The following is an 18688-nucleotide window of genomic DNA, read 5'->3' on the forward strand; positions in this document are numbered from 1 at the left end:
CGATCGCCCGCCCGATGCCGGAGCCCGCGCCGGTGACAAGTGCTGTCTTCATGGTCTCACCAGCCGGCAAAGCGGGCGACCGCCGCGTCATCGACGCGCCCGGCCTGCGCGTCCTTGATCGCCTGGTCGAGGATGCCGACCGCGATATCGACTTCGGCGCGGCTGATGGTGAGGGGCGGCGTGATCTCCAGCACATTGCCGCCGACATAATGGACGACGGCGCCGAGCTCGAAGGCGCGATAGACGGTGCGCTGCGCCAGCTTGCGGTCGCGCTTGTTGCTGGCGCGATCCGCCACCAGCTCGAGGCCGATGGCGAGGCCGTGGCCACGCACATCGCCGATGACGTCGCTCGCCGCCTGGCATTTGCGCAGTTCCGCCAGGAAATGATCGCCCGATTCCTTCGCGCGTCCCGGCAGGTCTTCCTCGATGAGCGTGCGCATCACCTGGCGCCCGACCGCGGTGCAGATCGGATTTCCCGCCATGGTGAGGAGTGCCGAAGCCGCCGGCCCGTCCAGGATCTCGGCCGGCCCCACCGCCGCGCCGAGCGGCAAACCACCGCCGATGACTTTGCCGAAGGTGACGATTTCCGGCACGATGCCGTCGAGCTGGAAGGCATGCAGCACGCCCGGCCGTCCAAGCCCCATCTTCACCTCATCGACGGCGAGCGGGACCTGATGCTTGCGGCACAATGCGTGCAGCGATTTGAGATAGCCCTTGGGCGGGACGACGAGACCGCCATCGGACAGAATGGGCTCCACCATGAGGCAGGCGACGTCGCCCTTGGCGAGCTCGCGCGCGATCTCATCGAGGCTCGCTTTGACGCTCGCCGCGATCGGATCCGGACCGTCGACATGTGGACGGAAGGGATTGGGATAGGTGGCGAGGAAGAGATCGGGATCGGCCTCGGCGCCGGCTTCGATATGGACACCCGACACCCGCATCGCGACACCCATGCCGCCATGGTAGCCGTGATGATAGGCGATGATGCGCCGCCGTCCGGTCGCTCTGCGGCAAGCGCGCAGCACGACGTCATTGGCGTCGGTGCCGGCATGGCCGAAATAGACGCGCCGGTCGCCGCTGCCGGGGGTGAGCGCCAGCAGCTCCTCGGCAAAGCCGACGGAATCGGGATGGACCGCGGAAAGACCGCCGGCACCCGGCGGCCGGCGTGCCGCGCGGGTCATCGCCTCGATGATCTTCGGATGTCCATGCCCCAGCCCGCACGCGGTCCAGGTTGCCGAGAGGTCGATCAGCCGGCGTCCGCCATCCTCGATGAGCCAGCAGCCTTCGCCCTCGACCACCGCCAGCGGGAAGAAGCGCAATTTCTCGATGCCGGCGACGGCGACGCGGTCGCGCTCGATCAGATTGAGATGGTTCGACATGGAGTCTCCTCTTTTCTTATTTTTCGCGCCGGCCGAACAGGAGCCAGAAGGCGATAGCGACGATGATCGTGCTGACGATCAGGATGATGACATTGAGCGAATAGATGAGCGGCACATTGGAGGTCTTGGTCGAAGCCTGCTGCCACAGATAGATCGGCAGCGTCTCGACCCGTCCTCTGAGATAGATCGAGCGCGCGATCTCGTTGAAGGAGAGCAGGAAGGCGAACAGGCCGCCGGAGATGATGCCGTCCTTGAGCAACGGGAATTCGATGTCGCGAAAACGTTGCCAGGCGCTGGCGCCGAGATCAGCGCCCGATTCGAGGAGCCGCGTGTCGAAGCGCAGCGCCACCACCAGAACGGCGAGCAACGCGAAAGGAAACGACCAGACGAGATGACCGGCGAACAGCGACCACATGCCCATCTTGAGGCCGAGCAGCACGCGGAAATAGAGGAAGAGCGCGGTGCCCACCACCACCCCCGGGATCATCAGCGGGAACAGTGCCACCGCCAATATGGCACCCTTGCCCTGCCGGATGCGCGGAATGGCGCGCCCGACCACCGTGGCGCACACCATGCAGGTGAAGGCGACGGCAAGGCCAAGCAGCACGCTGAGCCAAAGCGGCTCGAGCCAGTTGGTGTTGGTGACAAGCGTCCCATACCATTCGCTGGTGAAAGGCCCCGGAATGCCGCTGAGCGGATCGCCGCTCACCGACATGATCATGAGCCAGAGGATCGGCGCATAGATGGCGATGAGCGCGACGAAGCCGGTGAGCGCGCCGAGCCTGGTCCAGACCGGCCATTCGGAAATCTTGGGCGTATGGGCGGCATGAACCGTCATGTGGATTGCCTCCTCACGCGGCCGCGCAGCACGAGCGTCAGTATCGCGGCCAGGCCCACCATGATCGCCAGCATGAACACCGAAAGTGCCGCCGCGACCGTATAGTTCAGAACCTGCAGAAGGCTCTTCACCGACGAGGCCAGCACCACGACCTGGCCGCCGCCGAGAAGCTCGGGCACCACCGGATCGCCGATCATCGGGATGAAGGTGAAGATGAAACCAGCGCCGAGGCCGGGCAGAGCCAGCGGCAGGATCACATGCCGGAAGGTGAAAGCGGGCGAGGCGCCCAGATCCTTGCTGGCGGCGAGGAGCTCGTCACCAATGAGGGTGACTGCCAGATAAAGCGGAAAGACCATGGGCGGGAAATAAGGACCGATCAGCCCGACGATGACGGCGAATTCCGAGAACAGCAGCCAGTCGAGCGGCTGGTCGATGAGGCCGAGGCTCATCAACGCGCTGTTGATCGGCCCGTTGAGGCCCAGCACCGCGCGCCACACGATGGTGCGCGCCGAGAGGCTCAGGAAAAACGGGATGGTGAGAGCGGCGAGCGTGATCACCTTGACCGGCACCGAGCGCGTGCCCTTGGCAAGCCACACCGCGAAAGGAACCGCCAGAGCAAGCTCGATCAAGGTGACGATGGCGGCGATGCGCAAGGTCCGGACCGTCACTTCCCAGCGCCCCGAGGACAGCAGGTCGCGATAGGCCTGCAAGGTCGGTTCCCAGACGAGCTGGAAATTCTCGAGCTTCAGGAACGACCACAGCACCAGTCCGAGCAGCGGCAGGATGACGATGAGCATCCAGGCGCCGAGAACGGCCGAGACGCCGAGCGGGCTGACCCCGCTCGGACTGATGAAACGCGTGAAGGTGCCGGAGGCCGTGGCCATGAAGGGATCAGGCCTGCTTGAAGCGCTGCCACTCGGCTTCGATCGCCTCGACATGCTGGGGCGCCGAATTCTGCCAGTAATGCGGCAGCGTCATCTTCTGCTCGACCTTTTCGATATTGAGCTTGATGGCGCCGAGATCGGCTTCGCTCAGGCCTTTGGCCTTGGCGAAAGCGAGCGCCGCCTGCGGATTGGCCGTCGCATAGCCCTGCTGGATCGCCATCTGTGCGCCATAGTGGCCGTCGAGGAACCAGTCGAGCGCCTTATAGGCGCGGGCCAGCCGCTCGTCCTTCGCCTGTGAGGGCAGATAGGCGCCGATCATCCACTTGGAATAACCTTCCTTCATCGATGCATAGCGGACATTCTTGCCGTCGCGCTGCAATTGCTTGATCACCGGCTCCCAGCATTCGGCGATCAGCACTTCACGATTGCCGAGAAGGTCGACCGACTCCTCATAGGAATGCCACAGAGCCCGGAACTGCCCGGCCTTCTTGCGCTCGATCAGGAAGTCGGCGGTCATTTTCGCCTCTTCCGGAGTCATGTTGGAGGGATCGGTGATCGCCTTGCCTTTGCTGATCAGATAGAGCGCGGCATTGGGCAAGGTGGTGAGCCAGGTATCTTCCAGCGCGACCTTGCCGAGCATCTTCTCGTTCTCGAACACCATGCCCCAGGAGAACGGCTCGGCTTCGCTGATCGCATCGACGTGATAGCCGAAGGAGTCGGCATTGAAGACGATCGGCACGCCATATTGGGTGCCGTCGGCGCCTTGCAGCAGCGCGCTCGACTTCACCGAATCCGCGACCGCGCCCCACAGCTTCATCGCCGCCGGATCGATCTTCTGGAAATGACCGCTGGCACCGAGACGATCCTCGATGCCGCCGTCGAAGATGAAGATGTCGTAGCTGTCGCCCGCTTCATTGGCGACGACTTCCTGAACATAGAGGCCGGGATCACTGTTGACGCCGACGAAATCCATCTTGAGGCCGGTATCGGCCTCGAAGGCGCTCCAGTCCTGCAGAGCGACGGTGGAAACACCCATGATCTTGACCGTGCCTTCATCGGCGCGCGCCGGCCGCGAGATCAGATAGGGCGTCGCCAGCACCGCGGCTCCCGCCTTGAGAACGCTGCGGCGCGAGATATTGGAAACCTTCTTGGACTTCATCTGGACATCTCCTCCTGTTTTCTGATTGAGCCCGATCGCCTTCAGTCGATCGGGATGACCACCGTATTGGTCGGGCGCCATTCGATCTTGAACTGGTCGGAAAGGACGACATGGTCGTCCCACAGCCTGAGCCGCACGTCGCCCAAGGCCGACGCCGCCACGACATCGAGATATTTGCCTTTGTAGACGCGGCTCTTGAGGGTCGCCTCGAAACGGTTGGCATCGCCGCCGAGAGCACCCTTGTCGCGTGCAAGCTTGACCTTTTCCGAGCGGAAGGCGACGGCGATCGGATCGCCGATCCGCGGCTGGGTCTTGCCGGTCCACAGGCCGCGCAGATGCGCGCCATTCACGGTGACCGAGATCACGCCGCCATCGATGGCCGTTATCTCAGCCGTGAAGATGTTCTCCATGCCCATGAATTCGGCGGCGAAGCGGTTGCTCGGCCGGTCGAACAGATCTTCCGGCCTGCCCTCCTGGACGATCTCGCCGTTGCTCATCAGGAGGATGCGGTGGCTCATGGTGAGCGCCTCCTCCTGGCTATGGGTGACATAGATGAAGGTCATGCCGAGCGTCCGGTGCAGCGACAGGAGCTCGATCTGCATTTCGAGCCGGAGCTTTTCGTCGAGCGCGCCGAGCGGCTCGTCGAGCAGCAGGATGGCGGGCTTGAGGACGAGGCTGCGCGCCAGCGCCACCCGTTGCCGCTGGCCGCCGCTCAGCGCGTGGATGGGTCGGTCATACATGCCGTCGAGCTTGACGAGCCGCAGCATCTCCTCCGCCTGGCGGCGCCGTTCGGGCACCGGAATTTTGCGGACATGCAGGCCATATTCGACATTCTGGCCGACGCTCAGATGCGGAAACAGGCCGTAATGCTGGAACACCGTCGACACATTGCGGTGATTGGCCGGCACCTGCGCCATCGGACGGCCCTCGAGCGTGAAGACGTCCACCGAGGTCGGCATTTCAAGGCCGGCAATCATGCGCAGAAGCGTCGACTTGCCGGAGCCGCTCGAGCCCAAAAGTGTCAGAAACTCGCCGCGTCTGACCTTGAGCGACACGTCCTTCAGCGCAGTCACATTACCATAGCGGTGATGCAGGTGATCGATCGCCAGGATGTCCTCGGAAGCCGGCGCCGGCCTTTCGGAAGTCTCCGTCATGCTGTGATTTCCAAGGGAAATGCTCGCTCTTTTCATCTGGCGTCCAGGTCCTGGGCCCCCCTCATCTGCCGGGGAGTCAAAAACAAATACATGTTTCATTTTCTGTCTGCAATATATAAAATGGATTAAATAGTCCAAAACTGAAAATTGGACGAAAGAGCCGCGCGGCGCGGTTATACTTTGCGGCGAGTCACGCCAGAGGAGAACGTGTGAGCACCCCAACAGCCCAGACCATCGCGGCGCGAATCCTTCAGCATCAGGAGAGCTTCACGCGCAAGGAACGCACCATCGCCCGCGTGCTGACCACCGGCTATCCGACTGCCGGCCTCGAGACCGTCGCCGAGCTCGGCCGGCGCGCCGAGGCGAGCGGCGCCACCATTTTGCGCTTCATCGGCAAGCTCGGCTTTGCCAGCTATCCCGAATTCCAGGAGGCCCTGCGCGACGAGCTCACCGCCACGCTCGAATCGCCCCTCGCCCGCTACCAGACGCCCGATGCGCGCGTCCAGGAGGGCGATACCCTGGCGCAATATGCCAATTGGGCCGGCCTGCTTCTGCGCCAGGCCTCCGGGATGATCCCGGTCGCCGAATTCGACGCGGTGGTCCAGCTGCTGGAAAACGAGAAGGCCGCCGTCCATCTGATCGGCGGCCGCTTCAGCCGCTCGATCGCCGAGATCTTCGCCTATGGGCTGATGGGCGTGCGCCCGCATGTCCATCTGGTGAGCAGCGAGACGCGCCGGATGGTCAATGACGCCCTCGAGATCCACAAGAAGGATATCGTGGTGGTCTTCGACTTCCGCCGTTATCAGGACAATGTCATCGAATTCGCGACGATTGCCCGTGAGGCTGAAGCGACACTGATCGTCTTCACCGACAAATGGCAGTCGCCGGCGGCCAAGCTCGCCGATCATGTCTTCGCTCTGCCGGTCGCCGGCCCTTCGGTCTATGACTCGGCGCTGGCGACCATCATGTGCATCGAGGCGCTGATCTCGCGGCTCGCCGAAGGCCTCGGCAACCGCGCCGAACGCCGCGTGGCGCGCATCGAGGAGCTGCACGGGCGGCTCGCCGAATGACGGTGGCGCGTCTCGAAGCCGTCCTGCAGAAGATTGCCGACCACATCGCCGCCCGAAGCGATCGCGGCCGGCCCGCCGACTACATTCCGCAGCTCGCCGCCGCCGATCTCTCCCGCTTCGGCATCGCGGTCGCCACCGCGGACGGTGACCTCGTTGCCTGCGGCGATCACGAAAGCCCATTCTCGATCCAGAGCATCTCCAAGGTCTTCACCTTGACGCTGGCTTTGGGCCAGATCGGCGACGCGCTGTGGCAGCGCGTCGGCCGCGAGCCCTCCGGCAATCCCTTCAATTCCATCGTCCAGCTCGAATATGAGAGGGGTCGCCCGCGCAATCCCTTCATCAATGCCGGCGCCATCGCCGTCACCGATGCGATCGTCGCCGGCCATCAGCCCAAGGAAGCCTTGGGCGCCATCCTGCGTTTCATCCGCTTCGTCGCCGATGATGAAGCGATCACCATCGACCATGACGTGGCCGCATCCGAGAAGGAGACCGGCTTCCGCAATATGGCGCTCGCCAATTATATGCGCGCTTTCGGCAATCTCGAAAATCCGGTCGACTTCACCTTGGGTGTCTATTTCCATCACTGCGCCATCGCCATGAGCTGCCGGCAGCTCGCCAAAGCCGGCCGCTATCTGGCGTTCGGCGGCAGACTCTCGCCCGAAGGTCCGCAAGTCATCTCGCCGGAGCGGGCACGCCGCATCAATGCGCTGATGCTCACCTGCGGCCATTATGACGGCTCGGGTGAATTCGCCTTCCGTGTCGGCCTGCCGGGCAAAAGCGGGGTCGGCGGCGGCATATTGGCGATCGTTCCGGGCAAGGCCTCGATCGCGGCCTGGTCGCCGGGCCTCGATCACAATGGCAATTCCTGGCTGGCCACCGCCGCTCTCGAAGAGCTGAGCCGCGAAATGGGCTGGTCGGTTTTCTAACCCTTGCCCAGCTCCGCCACGACCTCCGCGGTCGTGCGGATACGGCAATAGCCCTTGAAGGCCGAAAGCGCAGCCTCATGCCGCTCCGGACTTTCCGTCGCGCAGGCATCGGCAATGCAGGTCATGTAGAAGCCGCGATCGGCGCCGTCGCGGATCGTATGGTCGACGCATTGATCGGTGAGGAAGCCGGTCACCAGCACCGTGTCGATGCCGATATTGCGCAGCACATAATCGAAGACCGTGGAATTGAAGAGGCTAGACGAGGTCTTCGGCAGTACGATCTCATTCGGCAAGGGCGCCACATCAATCGGGATCTGCGCCTCCCATGAGCCTTTGGAAAAATTGAAGCCGCTGAGCTTGTAGTCGAGGCTTCTGTCACGCCCGTCCAAAGTGAGGCTCTCGATCACAGTGAAGATCACATCCGCCTGCGCTCGCCGGCACGCCGTGAGAAGCCTCACGATATTGGGGATCGTCTCGTTTGTCGCCCGCTCATGGAAATAGGGACGTTTGGCGCGCTCCTTGTCGCTATAGGTGCCGTTCTGGACATCGATCACCAGGAGCGCCGTCGATTTCGGTGCGATCGGATTGAGCCGCGTCAGGGTCATCGGATCAGCCGCTCCGCGCCAAGGCCGCTTCGACATCGCCGAAAGCGGCTTCGAACATGAAAGCGAGCTTGCGCTGGCCGGCGCAGGTGGCGATCAGGTCCTGGCAGATCTCGATCTCGATATAGGGAATGCGACCTTCGACGGCGTGCGCCGGAATCGTATGATCGCCGGCGAAGTCGATCTCATAAGGCACGTTGTAGCCGACGCGAAGATCACCAAAGGTCTTCAGGCGATGGATCAGCCGGCTGGCGATCTCCGTCTCTTCGCCATGGATCACGCCGATGTCACAATCCCGCGTCCGGCCGCCATAGACGCGGGTGAAGCTGTGCATCGCACACAGGATCGGCGGCATTCCCAAGAAGCTGGTCCTGACCGCGATCAGTTGCGCCAGCGCTGTGTGATAGGGCGAGAAGATCTCAGCGACGCGCTGCCGACGCTCCTCCTCGGAAATATCCGCATTGCCGGGAACGATGCGGCCATCGCTGACCTTGGGCATCGACGTCATGGTGCCCGGCCTGCGGTTGCAATCGATCACCAGGCGCGAATAGGCCTGGCCGATCAGAGGCGCATCGAGCCGGTGCGCCAGCCAATGGCTGGTGCTGAAGATGCCGATATCGATGGCGATATGGTCCTCGCGGTCGGCTTCGCCGAGCCCCAGCGTGCCGAGCCTGGCGGGAATGGCATTGCCGGCATGGTCGCAGGCGAGGAGAAAGGGTGAGCGGCCGCCCTCGCGGCCCAGCATCACCGGATCGGGATCGCTGCCGCCCAGAAGCTCAGTAGACTTCAGCATAACGCTTGATCTGTTCGGCGAGGTCGAGGTCCTTCACGAGCTTGAGCTCGCTGCGTTTGTGGGTGAGATAGGCCTCGAGCAGCTCATCGCCCATCCAGATCCTGTAACGCCCGTCGGCTTCGAGCTCATCCAGCGCCTGGGCAAGCGAGGACGGCAGCCGGCGCAAGCCCCGCTTCTTCTTCTCCGCATCCGACAGAAGTCCCGGATCGCCCTGTGTCGGCTCGGGCAGCGGCCGCCGGTCGCGGATGCCCTGCAGGCCGGCCCAGACCAGCGCGCCGAGCGTCAGATAGGGATTGGCCGCGGCATCGGCGGCGCGATATTCGAGATTGAAGCTCTTATAGGGATCAGTGCCGGGCAGCTTCGACAGCGGGCTGATGCGGATGCCCGCCTCGCGATCTTTGTCGGCGAGATTGTTGTAACTGGCGCTCCAGCGATTGGGCTTGAGCCTTTCATAGGAGGCGGCCGACGGCGCGGTGAGCGCCACCATCGCCGGCATCATCGCCAGGATGCCGGCGGCGAAATGGGCCGCCGCTTCGCCGACCTGACAGGGCCTTCCGGGATCGAAGGTCAGAGGCTTGCCGGCGGCATCCTCGAGGCTGAAATGCACATGCACGCCATTGCCGACCGCGCCTTCCCCCATCACCGGCGAGAACGTCGCCTTGTGACCGAGGGCGCGCGCCACGCTGCGGGTGATCTCGCGCAGCCGCACCGCGTCGTCGGCGGATTTGAGTCCGATCTGCGGCTTGCAGGTGACCTCGAATTGCTGCGGCCCATATTCGGGCATGAACATTTCCGGGCCGACGCCGTTTTCATCGAGCGCCTGCATCAGAAGCTGGCCGAAGGCGCCTTGCAGGCGCATCGAATCGAGGGAGTACGCATCGCCCAGGCGCGGCCGTGATCCCGAATAGTGGAATTCATGCTCGAAAGCCGATTTCACCCTAAGCCCCGTCTCCGCTTCGAGTGTCTTCAGCCCTTTGTTGAGCCAGTTTCTCGGGCAGCAGGCCCAGGGCGTGCCGTCGAGTTCGAGGAGGTCGGACAGAAGGAAACGCTCGCGCGGCAACTCGCCGCCATGATCGACCGTCGTTTCAGTTTCGGCGACCGGCATCATGAGGAGCTCGCCGCGCGGGCCCCAGGGGCTGTCGACGATCTGGCCAAAGGCGGTGATCATCAGGTTGGTGGGCGCGAGGCCCACGCCGCTGCGCAGCCTGCTTTTGAGATCGATGCCGCGAAAACCCTTGCCCTTCACCTGCCCCGCATAATCGCAGATGCAGGCCATCACGATATCGTCCGGTTTCATGACTGCCTTCTTCCCACTACGGATGGGCAGCCCTTATCAGAAATGGAATGATAAGTTCAAGATGCAAAGTAAACGTATGAGATGGAATAAATAGTGCAGAAGGCCGAATGGCCTCTCCAGCCAAAGGAAATTTCATCCGCCGACGAAAAAATCTAAATTGTCATCGGACGGGGGCAATACCGATATCCACTGGTCCCGATCTGCTTCTTCTCCCCGGAGGTTCCGTGCCCCAGTCCCGCCAGTTGCGTCTCGGCGCCTTCATGCGCCCCGTCAGCATTCATACCAGCGCCTGGCGTTATCCCGGCGCCTGGCCGGATGCCAATTTCAACTTCGCGCATCTGAAGCGTCTCATCCAGACCTTGGAGCGCGGCAAGTTCGATGCTTTTTTCATGGCCGATCATCTCGCCGTCATGAACATGCCGATGGCGGCCCTGCAGCGCAGCGCCACCGTCACCTCCTTCGACCCGCTCACCTTGCTGCCGGCGCTGGCGGCGATGACCGAGCATATCGGCCTCATCGCAACCGCGTCGACCACCTATAACGAGCCCTATCATGTCGCCCGCAAATTCGCCTCGCTCGATCATATCAGCAACGGGCGCGCCGGCTGGAACCTCGTCACTTCCGCCAATCCGCATGAGGCGCTGAATTTCAGCCTCGATGAGCATGTCGAGCATGGCGAGCGCTACAAGCGGGCGCGTGAATTCTTCGACGTCGTCACCGGCCTGTGGGACAGCTGGGCCGACGACGCCTTCATTCGTGACGTCGAAAGCGGTCGATATTTCGATCCGGCCAAATTGCATGTGCTCGACCACAAGGGTGAGCATTTCAAGGTGCGCGGGCCCCTCAATATCGCGCGGCCCGTCCAGGGCTGGCCGGTGATCGTCCAGGCCGGCGCCTCGGAAGCCGGCCGGCAGATCGCCGCCGAAACCGCCGAGGCAGTCTTCACCGGCGTCAATAATCTTCCCGACGGGCAGCGGTTCTATGCCGATGTGAAGGGCCGCATGCGCGCTTTGGGCCGCGATCCCGATCATCTCAAGATCCTGCCCGGCGCCTTCGTCGTGGTCGGCGACACGGTGGCAGAAGCCAAGGCAAAGAAGAAACATCTCGATAGCCTGGTCCATCCCGACAGTGGCATCGCCTCGCTCTCCGTCCGCCTCGGCACCGATGTGTCGGGCTTCGATCTCGATGGCCCCTTGCCGGAGATTCCGGAAAGCAATGCCAGCAAAAGCGGCCGCGAGCGGCTGATCGAGCTGGCCAAGGCCGAGAAGATGACGGTGCGCGAGCTCGCCCAATATGTCGGCGGCGCCTTCGGCAGCCTCGAGATAATCGGCACGCCTGAGACCATTGCCGACCAGATGGAGGAATGGCTGCACACGGAAGGCGCTGACGGCTTCAATGTGATGTTCCCTTATCTGCCGGAGGGCCTCGACGACTTCGTCGACCGGGTGGTGCCGGAATTGCAGCGACGTGGCCTGTTCCGGCGCCAATATGAAGGCCGTACGTTGCGCGAGAATCTGGGGCTGCCGCGGCCGCCAAACCGCTTCTTCGCCTAGCTTTCGATTTCCTCAAGCCTGCTCTGCCGCGCCACCCGTAGCGTCCGTTTCGAGTTTGCAGTATCAGATAGTGGGAACTTACACTCGCCAGTCGATTCGACACTTGGCGTCAAGGAAAGACCATGAGCAGCCTGCAGCTGGGCACTCTCGAAAAGGCCTACAAGATCCTCGATCTCTATAATGAGCATGCCGAGAGCTTCACTTTCTCGGAGATCGTGGAAAAGACCGGCCTCGAGAAAGGCTCGGTCCAGCGCCTCCTCTACACGCTGCAGAATCTCGGGCTTTTGCGCCGGCATCAGCGCTACAAGCGCTACAGCCTGTCGCCGCGTTTCATCTCCTATGCCGTCTCGCATCTCCAGACCGATCCCCTGCTCATCCAGGCGACCAAATATCTGGAGCCGCTGGCCCGCCAGACGACCGAGTCGGTCGGCCTCGGCATCATGGACGGCATCCATGTCTTTTACATCAACCGTATCCCCAATCTCGTCTCGCATGATTTCGCGCTGCTCCCGGTGCGCCGCTATGCCTATTGCACGGCGGCCGGCCGGGCGATCATGTCGCGTCTGTCCGAGCGCGACATCGACAACATATTGGAGCACTCGCCGATGCGGCGCTTCACCTCGCGCACCGTCATCGACAAGGCCGAGTTGCGCCGCCTTCTGGGGCAAGCGCGCGAGGAAGGGGTCGCCTGGCAGGATGGCGAGATCTTCGACATGGAAATGGGCGTCGCCGCCCCGGTGATGGGCGATGGCGACATGCCGGTCGGCGCGGTGACGATCTCGATCGAAAAGAGCCGCTACTCTCTCGAAGCGGCGCGCGAACGTTTCACTGACCTGGTGCGCGCCGCCGCCCAGGACATGTCGAGCCCCTCCCTCTCGGCCAGCCGCTTCCCGCCGTCATGGGGCGGTTAGCTGGATTTCAGACCGTGGAAGGCGCCGTCGAAATAGACGAGCGGCGGGCGATGCGGGGTGATGTCGACGGCCGTAGCGGTGCCGATCACCAGCATATGCGAGAAAACCGGAATGAGCTTCGCGACCGTGCAATCGATATGGCCAATGGCGCCGGCGAGCCGTGGCGGATCGTCCCCCGCATGCGCCCAGTCGACCTGGCTTGCCCGCGGCGCAGGACCACAGCGGCCGGCAAAAACATTGGCCTCATGCGACTGGTCTTCGCCGAGCAGATGAACGGTGAAAGCCTTCACCGCGACGATCGCCTTCAGCACCGGCGATTGCTGGCGGATCGACACGAGCAGTGACGGCGGCTCGAGCGACAGGGACGTCACCGATGTCGCCGTAAGGCCCAATATTTCATCGCCCTGCCGCACCGTGACGGCCGACGTGCCGGCGGCGAGGCGACGCATCGCCGACCGAAACGGCTCGGCCATCGCCGGCGCATCCACGTCATTGTCGCCGCGCAGCCACGGCCCCTCCTCCAGGATCTCGCCGATCGGCGGCGTGAAGGCGTTCACCTCAGGCGACCTCGCGCCGCTTAGTGTCCTCGGCGATCGCTTTCACGACGATGGGCATGACGTCTGAGCCGAAGCGCTCCATCGAACGCAGCACCGCCTTGGGCGCGACACCTGCCGGCATCATGAAGCAGCTCAGATCGGTGATCGCATTGGCGCGGATCTCGGCGATCAGCCTTTCGGCGACGGTTTCGGCATCTCCGATCGGCACCGAGGCGATGATCGTCTCGAGGCTGGGCTCGCCCGCCACCGGCTCATCAGCAATGATATGGCCGTCGAGATGCTGGGCGCCCACCCGCATATGGCCGGCACAACGCCCGGCATAACGGATCCCTTCCGCCACTTTCCGCAACTCGTTGCGGTCGTCGCTGACAAAGACATAACGCTGCGCCGCGAAACGCCGCCCGGCCAGCGAGAAGCCCGCTTCCTGATACTTCTGGCGGACGAAATCATGCATGCCGGCGAGCGCCTTTGAATCGCCCCAGCCCACGGTGATGAACGGCACCGCATCGGTGGCGACGGCGCGCGCGATGATCTCGGGCGACCAGGAGACGAAATAGGTCTCCATACGGCGCCGGTTGTAGAGCTCGATCGCCTGCGGCACGTCCGGTATCTGGTAGAAGCGGCCGCTGTGCTTGAAACGGTTCTGGTGGATCGCCTGGTCGACGATCGCCCAGATCTCGAGCAGCCTGTCCTGGCGCTCGGCGAGATCGGCGCCGAAAGCTTCGAACTCGAAGCGCTGATAACCCGAGCCGAGACCCAGCACCACGCGCCCTTCGCTCAGTTGATCGAGAAGGGCGATCTCCTCCGACAATCGGATCGGATTATAGAGCGGCGCCACGATGACGGCCGGCCCGAGCCGGATGCGCCGCGTCTCGCGCGCCACTGCCGCCGCCATCATCAAGGGCGATGGGCACAGGCTGTAATTGGAAAAGTGATGCTCGGCGAACCAGGCGGTATCGAAGCCGAGTTCATCAGCGAGCCGGACACAGTCGATCGTGCCCTGATAGACATCGCGCTGGCTCAAGCCGAACTGGTTCATGAGATTGAAAAGACCGAAGCGCATGACCGCCTCCTTCTGCTTTGACGATTGAGATCAGATGCCGACGATCACTTCGCCGCCATTGGGGCTGATGACCTGGCCGGTGATGAAGTCGGATTGCGACGAGGCGAGAAACGCCACGGTGTAGGAAAGCTCGCGCGCCTCGGCATAACGCCCGAGCGGCACGCGGGCGACCTTCTGCGCCATCTTCTTTTCGATATCGGGCTGCGCCAGCACCATCTCGGTGATGACGCCACCGGGTGCCACCGCATTCACATGAATGTTCCACGGCGCCAGCTCCTTGGCCCAGGCCTTGGTCAGGCCGAGCAGCGCCGCCTTGGCGGCGCAATAGGGCGACGCATAATGATGGCCGACCATGCCCCAGATCGACGAGATGTTGATGATCTTGCCGCTGCGCTGTTTTTTCATCGCCGGGATCACCGCCTTGGCGGCGAAGAAGGAGCCCCGCACATGGACCGCGAACATGCGATCAAAATGCTCCTCGCTCGTCTCCTCGATGATCGGCTCGCCGCCGATACCGGCATTGTTGACGAGAATGTCGACACGGCCATGTTTCGCCAGCACCTTGTCGAGCGTCGCGGTCAGCGCCGCCACATCGGCGACGTCGCAGGCGACCGCATCGGCCGCGCCCCCCTTCTTCCGCACCAGCGCCGCTGTCGTCTCGGCGCGGGCGCCGTCGATGTCCTGCGCGATGATGATCGCGCCACGCTCGGCCATCAATTCGGCATGCGCCTGGCCCATGCCTGCCCCGGCGCCCGTAATGACCGCCACCTTGCCTTTGAGATCACTCATCTTGTCATCCTCCTGCGCGTTTGCATCGGCGCGCGATTTCCCGTTCGCTTCTCCTGCGAGAAACGATTTTCAGTTGTTTTCAGTGAATGCGGTGTCGCCTTAGCGCCTAGAATCCAACGATCGTCTTGCCTCCATTCGGGCTCAGCACCTGGCCGGTAATGAAGGCGGCTTCATCGCTCGCCAGAAAGGCCATGGTCTCCGAGATTTCTTCCGGTTGCGCCCAGCGGCCGAGCGGCACTTGGCTTTCCTCATGCCGCACACCTTCCTCGCCCAGATTTTCGAGCACCATCCGGCTCCACACGCCGCCGGGTGCGATGGCATTGACCGTGATGCCGAACGGCGCCAGCTCTTTGGCCCAGGCTTTGGTCAGGCCGAGAACGGCGCCTTTAGCGGCGATATAATCGGACGCCATGAAATGTCCGGCCTGCGCCCAGCGCGACGACACATTGATGATGCGCCCCCAGCCTTTGGCCTTCATCGCCGGCACCGCCGCTTTGGCGCAGAAGAACGAGCCTTTGACATGCACGCTGATCATCCGGTCGAAAGCCGCCTGGTCGATATCCTCGATCACGCGGTCGCGCCCGATACCGGCATTGTTGACGACGATGTCGAGGCTGCCGAAACGATCGAGAACCTTCGCCGACATGTCGGCGATCGCCGCCACATCTGAAATATCGAACACGAAGGCGGCACATGTCCCGCCTTCCGCCTCGACAAGCGCCTGCGTTTCGGCAAGACCTTTGGCATCGATATCCTGGATGATGACGGCCGCGCCGAGTTGGGCCAGCTTCACCGCATGGCTGCGTCCCATGCCGGAGGCCGCCCCGGTGACCAGCGCCACTTTTCCGTCAAACCCGTTCATGTCTCTGGCCTCCCTTCGATCAACAGCCCGTCGCGCCGCGCCCAGCCGACTTTTGTACGCTGACCGGGTTGCATCAGGACGAGATCGGGCCGTGTGGAAAACCGTGCGTTGACGACATGCCCCGATCCGTCGAGCCGCAGCCGGTAGCGCACGCTGCCATTGGCATAGACAGCCTCTTCCACCTGCGCCGCGAAGACATTGTCGGTATGTTCGGCCTCGGGCCCGACCACGATACATTCGGGCCGGATGCACAGTGCTTCGCCGACGCCTGTGCTGGCGACTGCTTCGACACTCCCGCCGCCGGCGAGCTCGGCCACCGCGAAACCTCCCGCGAGCGGCGTTGCCTTGCTGACCGGCAGGATGCTCGCTTCGCCGAGAAAACCCGCGACAAATATGTTCTGCGGCCGCTCATAGAGCTGGCGCGGCGAGCCGATCTGCTCGAGCCGGCCGTTGCGCATGATGGCAAGGCGGTCCGCCATGGCGGCGGCCTCCTGCTGGTCATGCGTGACATAGATGACGGTGACGCCGAGCGCCTTCTGGAATTTCTTGATCTCTTCCTGCATCTCCTCGCGCAGATTCTTGTCGAGGGCGCCGAGCGGCTCGTCCATGAGGAGGAGCAGCGGATCATAGACGGCGGCCCTGGCCAGCGCAACGCGCTGCTGCTGTCCGCCCGACAGTTCCGACGGGCGGCGATCGCCCAGCCCTTCGAGCCGCACCATCGCCAGTGCGCGGGCGACACGCTCCGCCTTTTCAGTCTTGGCCACACCCCGCATGCGCAACGGAAAGCCGATATTCTCGGCCACCGTCATATGCGGGAACAGCGCATAATTCTGGAACACCATGCCGAAATTGCGCGAGTATGGCGGCACCGCGACAATATCGGCGCCATCGATGCGGATCATGCCGGCCGAGGGCACGATGAAGCCGGCGGTGATGCCGAGCAAGGTCGACTTGCCGGATCCGCTCGGCCCGATGATGGCGAAGAACTCACCGGCCTCGATCCGCAACGATGTCGGGCGCAGCGCCGTCACCGGCCCATAGGACTTGGTGACACCGCCGAACTCGACCAGCGCACCTCGCTTCTCGGCGATGACCTTGTGATCGGGCGTAAGATCGGCATGAACATTCATGAGGCGGCCCCGCTCGGTTTCCTGGCGCCGGTTCGGGCATAGACGGCCGCGATCGCCAGCATCGACAAAGTGATGACGAGCAGCACCACGGTCGCCGCCGCGATCACCGGTGTCATCTGGTAGTTGAGATGCTCCCAGAGCAGGCGCGGCACGGTGCGTGTCGCCGGATTGGTGAGGAAGATGGCAAGGATCAGCTCGTCGAAGGAGAAGGCGAAGGCGAAGATGAAGCCGACGATCACGCCGGGTTTGATCATCGGCAGCGTCACGAAGCGGAACGTGTTCCAGCGATTGGCGCCGAGCGTCATGGCGGCGAGCTCATAGGTCGGCGCGTAGCTTTTGAGCGCCGCCGCCACTGTGATGAAGACAAGCGGCATGGCGAGCACCGTGTGGCCGAGCAGGATGCCGGCATAGGAGCCGATGATGCCGAGTTTGACCATGATCGGAAACAGCCCGATCGCCAGCACGATCTGCGGCAGGATCAACGGCGCGATCATCAGCGCCGACAGAAGTCGCCGGCCGGGCAAGTGGCCACGCACCAGCGCCAGCGCCGCCAGCGTGCCGAAGACCGTGGCGAACAGCGCCGCCGGCAGGCCGATCTTGACGCTGTTGAGGATGGCGATGCGGTAATCGAGGCTCTGCGCGAAGGCGTCATACCATTGCAGCGAGAAGCCGGGCGGCGGGAAGCTCAGAAAGGTCTCGCTGCTGAAGGACAAAGGCACGATGACGAGCGTCGGCAGCACCAGATAGATCAGCACCAGCACCGCGAAAGCGAGAATGCCATAAGAGAGGATACGCCACAGGCGGGGATCGGTCATGATACCTCTCCGACCGTCTTGCCGCCGCCGGCGAAACGCATGGCCCGCTCATAGAGAAGGAACAGCAGGCAGGTCACGACGAGAAGCACCGTAGCCAAGGCTGACGCCATCGGCCAGTCGAGCAGCCGCGACGCCTGCTGCTCGATGAGCACCGCGACCATCGTTTTCTGCCCGCCGAGCAAAGCCGGTGTGATGTAGAAGCCGAGCGAGGAAATGAAGACGAGGATCGAGCCGGCGCTGACGCCGGGCAGCGACAGCGGCAGATAGACCGACAGGAACTGGCGCAGCGGATTGGCGCCCAGCACCGCCGCGGCGCGCAGCAGATTGCCGTCGATGCCGCGCATCGTGTTGAGCAGCGGGATGACCATGAAGGGCAGCATGATATGGATCATCGCGATCTGCATGCCGACGCCGTTGCTCATCAGCTTGAGGGGCCGCTCGATCCAGCCCCAATCGAGCATCATCTCGTTGAGAACGCCGCGCCTTTGCAGGATGACGATCCAGGCATAGGTGCGGATGACGGTGCTGGTCCAGAACGGAATGAGGATCAGCGCGAGGCTCAAGTGAAGAAGATTGCCTTTGGCCCGGCTCACTACGAAGGCAACCGGATAGCTCAGCACCAGCGTGCATAGAGTGACCGTCGCCGCCGTCTGGAATGTATAGAGCAGAACCTGAAGCGTGCTCGACTGGGTGAATATACGCTCATATTGAGTGAGCGGATGGCCGGGACCTGCGAAACTCTGCAGCACCACATCGGCCAGCGGAATGACGAAGAAGGCGACGAGCAGAAGCAGCGGCGGCAAGAGCAGCAGCGCATGGCCGCGCTCGGGCGACCAGGGACGATGCCGGGCGGCAGATGGCGACAGTTTTTCCAGACGCCGCTCCGGCATCGCGAGGCTCATCGGC

Annotated in this window: 19 protein-coding genes; 4 read left to right on the top strand and 15 right to left on the bottom strand. The window is 63.3% G+C overall.

Features of this window, described 5'->3' with window-relative positions:
- Nucleotides 1-56: 56 nt before the first annotated feature.
- From JHL16_RS15005 to JHL16_RS15025, 5 genes are read right to left on the bottom strand one after another with little or no spacing between them, the layout of a single operon-like run.
- Nucleotides 57-1379 (bottom strand): aspartate aminotransferase family protein, encoded by a 1323-nt coding sequence (locus JHL16_RS15005; protein ID WP_200185638.1) that lies wholly within the window; start codon nucleotides 1377-1379, stop codon nucleotides 57-59.
- 16 nt (nucleotides 1380-1395) lie between these two features.
- On the bottom strand, nucleotides 1396-2217 hold the full coding sequence (locus tag JHL16_RS15010) for an ABC transporter permease (RefSeq protein ID WP_200185639.1): 822 nt from the start codon (nucleotides 2215-2217) through the stop codon (nucleotides 1396-1398).
- Nucleotides 2214-3101, bottom strand: a complete 888-nt coding sequence (locus JHL16_RS15015; protein ID WP_200185641.1) for an ABC transporter permease — start codon at nucleotides 3099-3101, stop codon at nucleotides 2214-2216. Before JHL16_RS15015 ends, JHL16_RS15010 begins: the two co-directional genes overlap by 4 nt.
- A 7-nt stretch (nucleotides 3102-3108) precedes the next feature.
- Nucleotides 3109-4260 carry an ABC transporter substrate-binding protein gene (locus tag JHL16_RS15020; RefSeq protein ID WP_200185642.1) on the bottom strand — a complete coding sequence of 384 codons (1152 nt, stop codon included), beginning with the start codon at nucleotides 4258-4260 and terminating at the stop codon, nucleotides 3109-3111.
- 41 nt (nucleotides 4261-4301) lie between these two features.
- Complete coding sequence (locus JHL16_RS15025) at nucleotides 4302-5414, bottom strand: ABC transporter ATP-binding protein (RefSeq protein WP_200185644.1); 1113 nt, start codon at nucleotides 5412-5414, stop codon at nucleotides 4302-4304.
- Nucleotides 5415-5623: 209 nt separating this feature from the next.
- Between JHL16_RS15025 and JHL16_RS15030 the strand changes: the two genes are divergently transcribed.
- Together JHL16_RS15030 and JHL16_RS15035 are read left to right on the top strand one after the other, a co-directional pair.
- Nucleotides 5624-6484 (top strand): SIS domain-containing protein, encoded by an 861-nt coding sequence (locus JHL16_RS15030; protein ID WP_200185646.1) that lies wholly within the window; start codon nucleotides 5624-5626, stop codon nucleotides 6482-6484.
- Entirely contained in the window at nucleotides 6481-7410 is a 930-nt protein-coding gene (locus JHL16_RS15035; RefSeq protein ID WP_200185648.1) for a glutaminase, read from the top strand. Before JHL16_RS15030 ends, JHL16_RS15035 begins: the two co-directional genes overlap by 4 nt.
- Here the strand turns inward: JHL16_RS15035 and JHL16_RS15040 are convergent.
- From JHL16_RS15040 to JHL16_RS15050, 3 genes are read right to left on the bottom strand one after another with little or no spacing between them, the layout of a single operon-like run.
- Nucleotides 7407-8015: a cysteine hydrolase family protein gene (locus tag JHL16_RS15040; RefSeq protein ID WP_200185649.1), complete on the bottom strand. Its 609-nt coding sequence runs from the start codon at nucleotides 8013-8015 to the stop codon at nucleotides 7407-7409. The genes JHL16_RS15035 and JHL16_RS15040 overlap by 4 nt on opposite strands.
- Nucleotides 8016-8019: 4 nt before the next feature.
- Nucleotides 8020-8805, bottom strand: coding sequence for an N-formylglutamate amidohydrolase (locus JHL16_RS15045; RefSeq protein WP_200185651.1), 786 nt, complete (start codon nucleotides 8803-8805; stop codon nucleotides 8020-8022).
- The gene (locus JHL16_RS15050) at nucleotides 8789-10102 is read right to left on the bottom strand and encodes a type I glutamate--ammonia ligase (RefSeq protein WP_200185653.1); all 1314 of its coding nucleotides are present in this window, start codon (nucleotides 10100-10102) and stop codon (nucleotides 8789-8791) included. Before JHL16_RS15050 ends, JHL16_RS15045 begins: the two co-directional genes overlap by 17 nt.
- Nucleotides 10103-10362: 260 nt before the next feature.
- Between JHL16_RS15050 and JHL16_RS15055 the strand changes: the two genes are divergently transcribed.
- Nucleotides 10363-11655: an LLM class flavin-dependent oxidoreductase gene (locus JHL16_RS15055; RefSeq protein WP_246771044.1), complete on the top strand. Its 1293-nt coding sequence runs from the start codon at nucleotides 10363-10365 to the stop codon at nucleotides 11653-11655.
- A 122-nt stretch (nucleotides 11656-11777) separates the two neighbouring features.
- Nucleotides 11778-12566: an IclR family transcriptional regulator gene (locus tag JHL16_RS15060; protein ID WP_200185656.1), complete on the top strand. Its 789-nt coding sequence runs from the start codon at nucleotides 11778-11780 to the stop codon at nucleotides 12564-12566.
- On the opposite strand, the gene JHL16_RS15065 is transcribed toward JHL16_RS15060, so the two are convergent.
- The 7 genes from JHL16_RS15065 to JHL16_RS15095 all read right to left on the bottom strand — a co-directional run bounded on the left by JHL16_RS15065 (nucleotide 12563) and on the right by JHL16_RS15095 (nucleotide 18684).
- Nucleotides 12563-13123 (bottom strand): flavin reductase, encoded by a 561-nt coding sequence (locus JHL16_RS15065; RefSeq protein WP_200185657.1) that lies wholly within the window; start codon nucleotides 13121-13123, stop codon nucleotides 12563-12565. The two genes, JHL16_RS15060 and JHL16_RS15065, sit on opposite strands and share 4 nt — an antisense overlap.
- A gap of 1 nt (nucleotide 13124) precedes the next feature.
- Nucleotides 13125-14186 (bottom strand): LLM class flavin-dependent oxidoreductase, encoded by a 1062-nt coding sequence (locus JHL16_RS15070; protein WP_200185659.1) that lies wholly within the window; start codon nucleotides 14184-14186, stop codon nucleotides 13125-13127.
- Nucleotides 14187-14216: 30 nt separating this feature from the next.
- Complete coding sequence (locus JHL16_RS15075; protein WP_200185660.1) at nucleotides 14217-14975, bottom strand: SDR family NAD(P)-dependent oxidoreductase; 759 nt, start codon at nucleotides 14973-14975, stop codon at nucleotides 14217-14219.
- 106 nt (nucleotides 14976-15081) lie between these two features.
- Nucleotides 15082-15837, bottom strand: coding sequence for an SDR family NAD(P)-dependent oxidoreductase (locus JHL16_RS15080; RefSeq protein ID WP_200185662.1), 756 nt, complete (start codon nucleotides 15835-15837; stop codon nucleotides 15082-15084).
- The gene (locus tag JHL16_RS15085; protein WP_200185664.1) at nucleotides 15834-16967 is read right to left on the bottom strand and encodes an ABC transporter ATP-binding protein; all 1134 of its coding nucleotides are present in this window, start codon (nucleotides 16965-16967) and stop codon (nucleotides 15834-15836) included. The genes JHL16_RS15080 and JHL16_RS15085 overlap by 4 nt, the downstream gene beginning before the upstream one ends.
- Entirely contained in the window at nucleotides 16964-17782 is an 819-nt protein-coding gene (locus JHL16_RS15090; RefSeq protein ID WP_137858146.1) for an ABC transporter permease, read from the bottom strand. The genes JHL16_RS15085 and JHL16_RS15090 overlap by 4 nt, the downstream gene beginning before the upstream one ends.
- Nucleotides 17779-18684: an ABC transporter permease gene (locus JHL16_RS15095; protein ID WP_200185666.1), complete on the bottom strand. Its 906-nt coding sequence runs from the start codon at nucleotides 18682-18684 to the stop codon at nucleotides 17779-17781. Before JHL16_RS15095 ends, JHL16_RS15090 begins: the two co-directional genes overlap by 4 nt.
- Nucleotides 18685-18688: the final 4 nt, after the last annotated feature.

The organism is Taklimakanibacter albus, from assembly GCF_016595235.1.
GTDB classification, from domain to species: Bacteria; Pseudomonadota; Alphaproteobacteria; order Rhizobiales; family Aestuariivirgaceae; genus Taklimakanibacter; species Taklimakanibacter albus.

Coding starts and splice junctions, on each gene's coding strand:
- JHL16_RS15035 (WP_200185648.1), top strand. CDS start 6,481: ATGACGGTGGCGCGTCTCGAAGCCGTCCTGCAGAAGATTGCCGACCAC.
- JHL16_RS15070 (WP_200185659.1), bottom strand. CDS start 14,186: ATGCGCTTCGGTCTTTTCAATCTCATGAACCAGTTCGGCTTGAGCCAG.
- JHL16_RS15005 (WP_200185638.1), bottom strand. CDS start 1,379: ATGTCGAACCATCTCAATCTGATCGAGCGCGACCGCGTCGCCGTCGCC.
- JHL16_RS15060 (WP_200185656.1), top strand. CDS start 11,778: ATGAGCAGCCTGCAGCTGGGCACTCTCGAAAAGGCCTACAAGATCCTC.
- JHL16_RS15050 (WP_200185653.1), bottom strand. CDS start 10,102: ATGAAACCGGACGATATCGTGATGGCCTGCATCTGCGATTATGCGGGG.
- JHL16_RS15015 (WP_200185641.1), bottom strand. CDS start 3,101: ATGGCCACGGCCTCCGGCACCTTCACGCGTTTCATCAGTCCGAGCGGG.
- JHL16_RS15075 (WP_200185660.1), bottom strand. CDS start 14,975: ATGAGTGATCTCAAAGGCAAGGTGGCGGTCATTACGGGCGCCGGGGCA.
- JHL16_RS15020 (WP_200185642.1), bottom strand. CDS start 4,260: ATGAAGTCCAAGAAGGTTTCCAATATCTCGCGCCGCAGCGTTCTCAAG.
- JHL16_RS15090 (WP_137858146.1), bottom strand. CDS start 17,782: ATGACCGATCCCCGCCTGTGGCGTATCCTCTCTTATGGCATTCTCGCT.
- JHL16_RS15045 (WP_200185651.1), bottom strand. CDS start 8,805: ATGCTGAAGTCTACTGAGCTTCTGGGCGGCAGCGATCCCGATCCGGTG.
- JHL16_RS15085 (WP_200185664.1), bottom strand. CDS start 16,967: ATGAATGTTCATGCCGATCTTACGCCCGATCACAAGGTCATCGCCGAG.
- JHL16_RS15025 (WP_200185644.1), bottom strand. CDS start 5,414: ATGACGGAGACTTCCGAAAGGCCGGCGCCGGCTTCCGAGGACATCCTG.
- JHL16_RS15010 (WP_200185639.1), bottom strand. CDS start 2,217: ATGACGGTTCATGCCGCCCATACGCCCAAGATTTCCGAATGGCCGGTC.
- JHL16_RS15055 (WP_246771044.1), top strand. CDS start 10,363: ATGCGCCCCGTCAGCATTCATACCAGCGCCTGGCGTTATCCCGGCGCC.
- JHL16_RS15040 (WP_200185649.1), bottom strand. CDS start 8,015: ATGACCCTGACGCGGCTCAATCCGATCGCACCGAAATCGACGGCGCTC.
- JHL16_RS15080 (WP_200185662.1), bottom strand. CDS start 15,837: ATGAACGGGTTTGACGGAAAAGTGGCGCTGGTCACCGGGGCGGCCTCC.
- JHL16_RS15095 (WP_200185666.1), bottom strand. CDS start 18,684: ATGAGCCTCGCGATGCCGGAGCGGCGTCTGGAAAAACTGTCGCCATCT.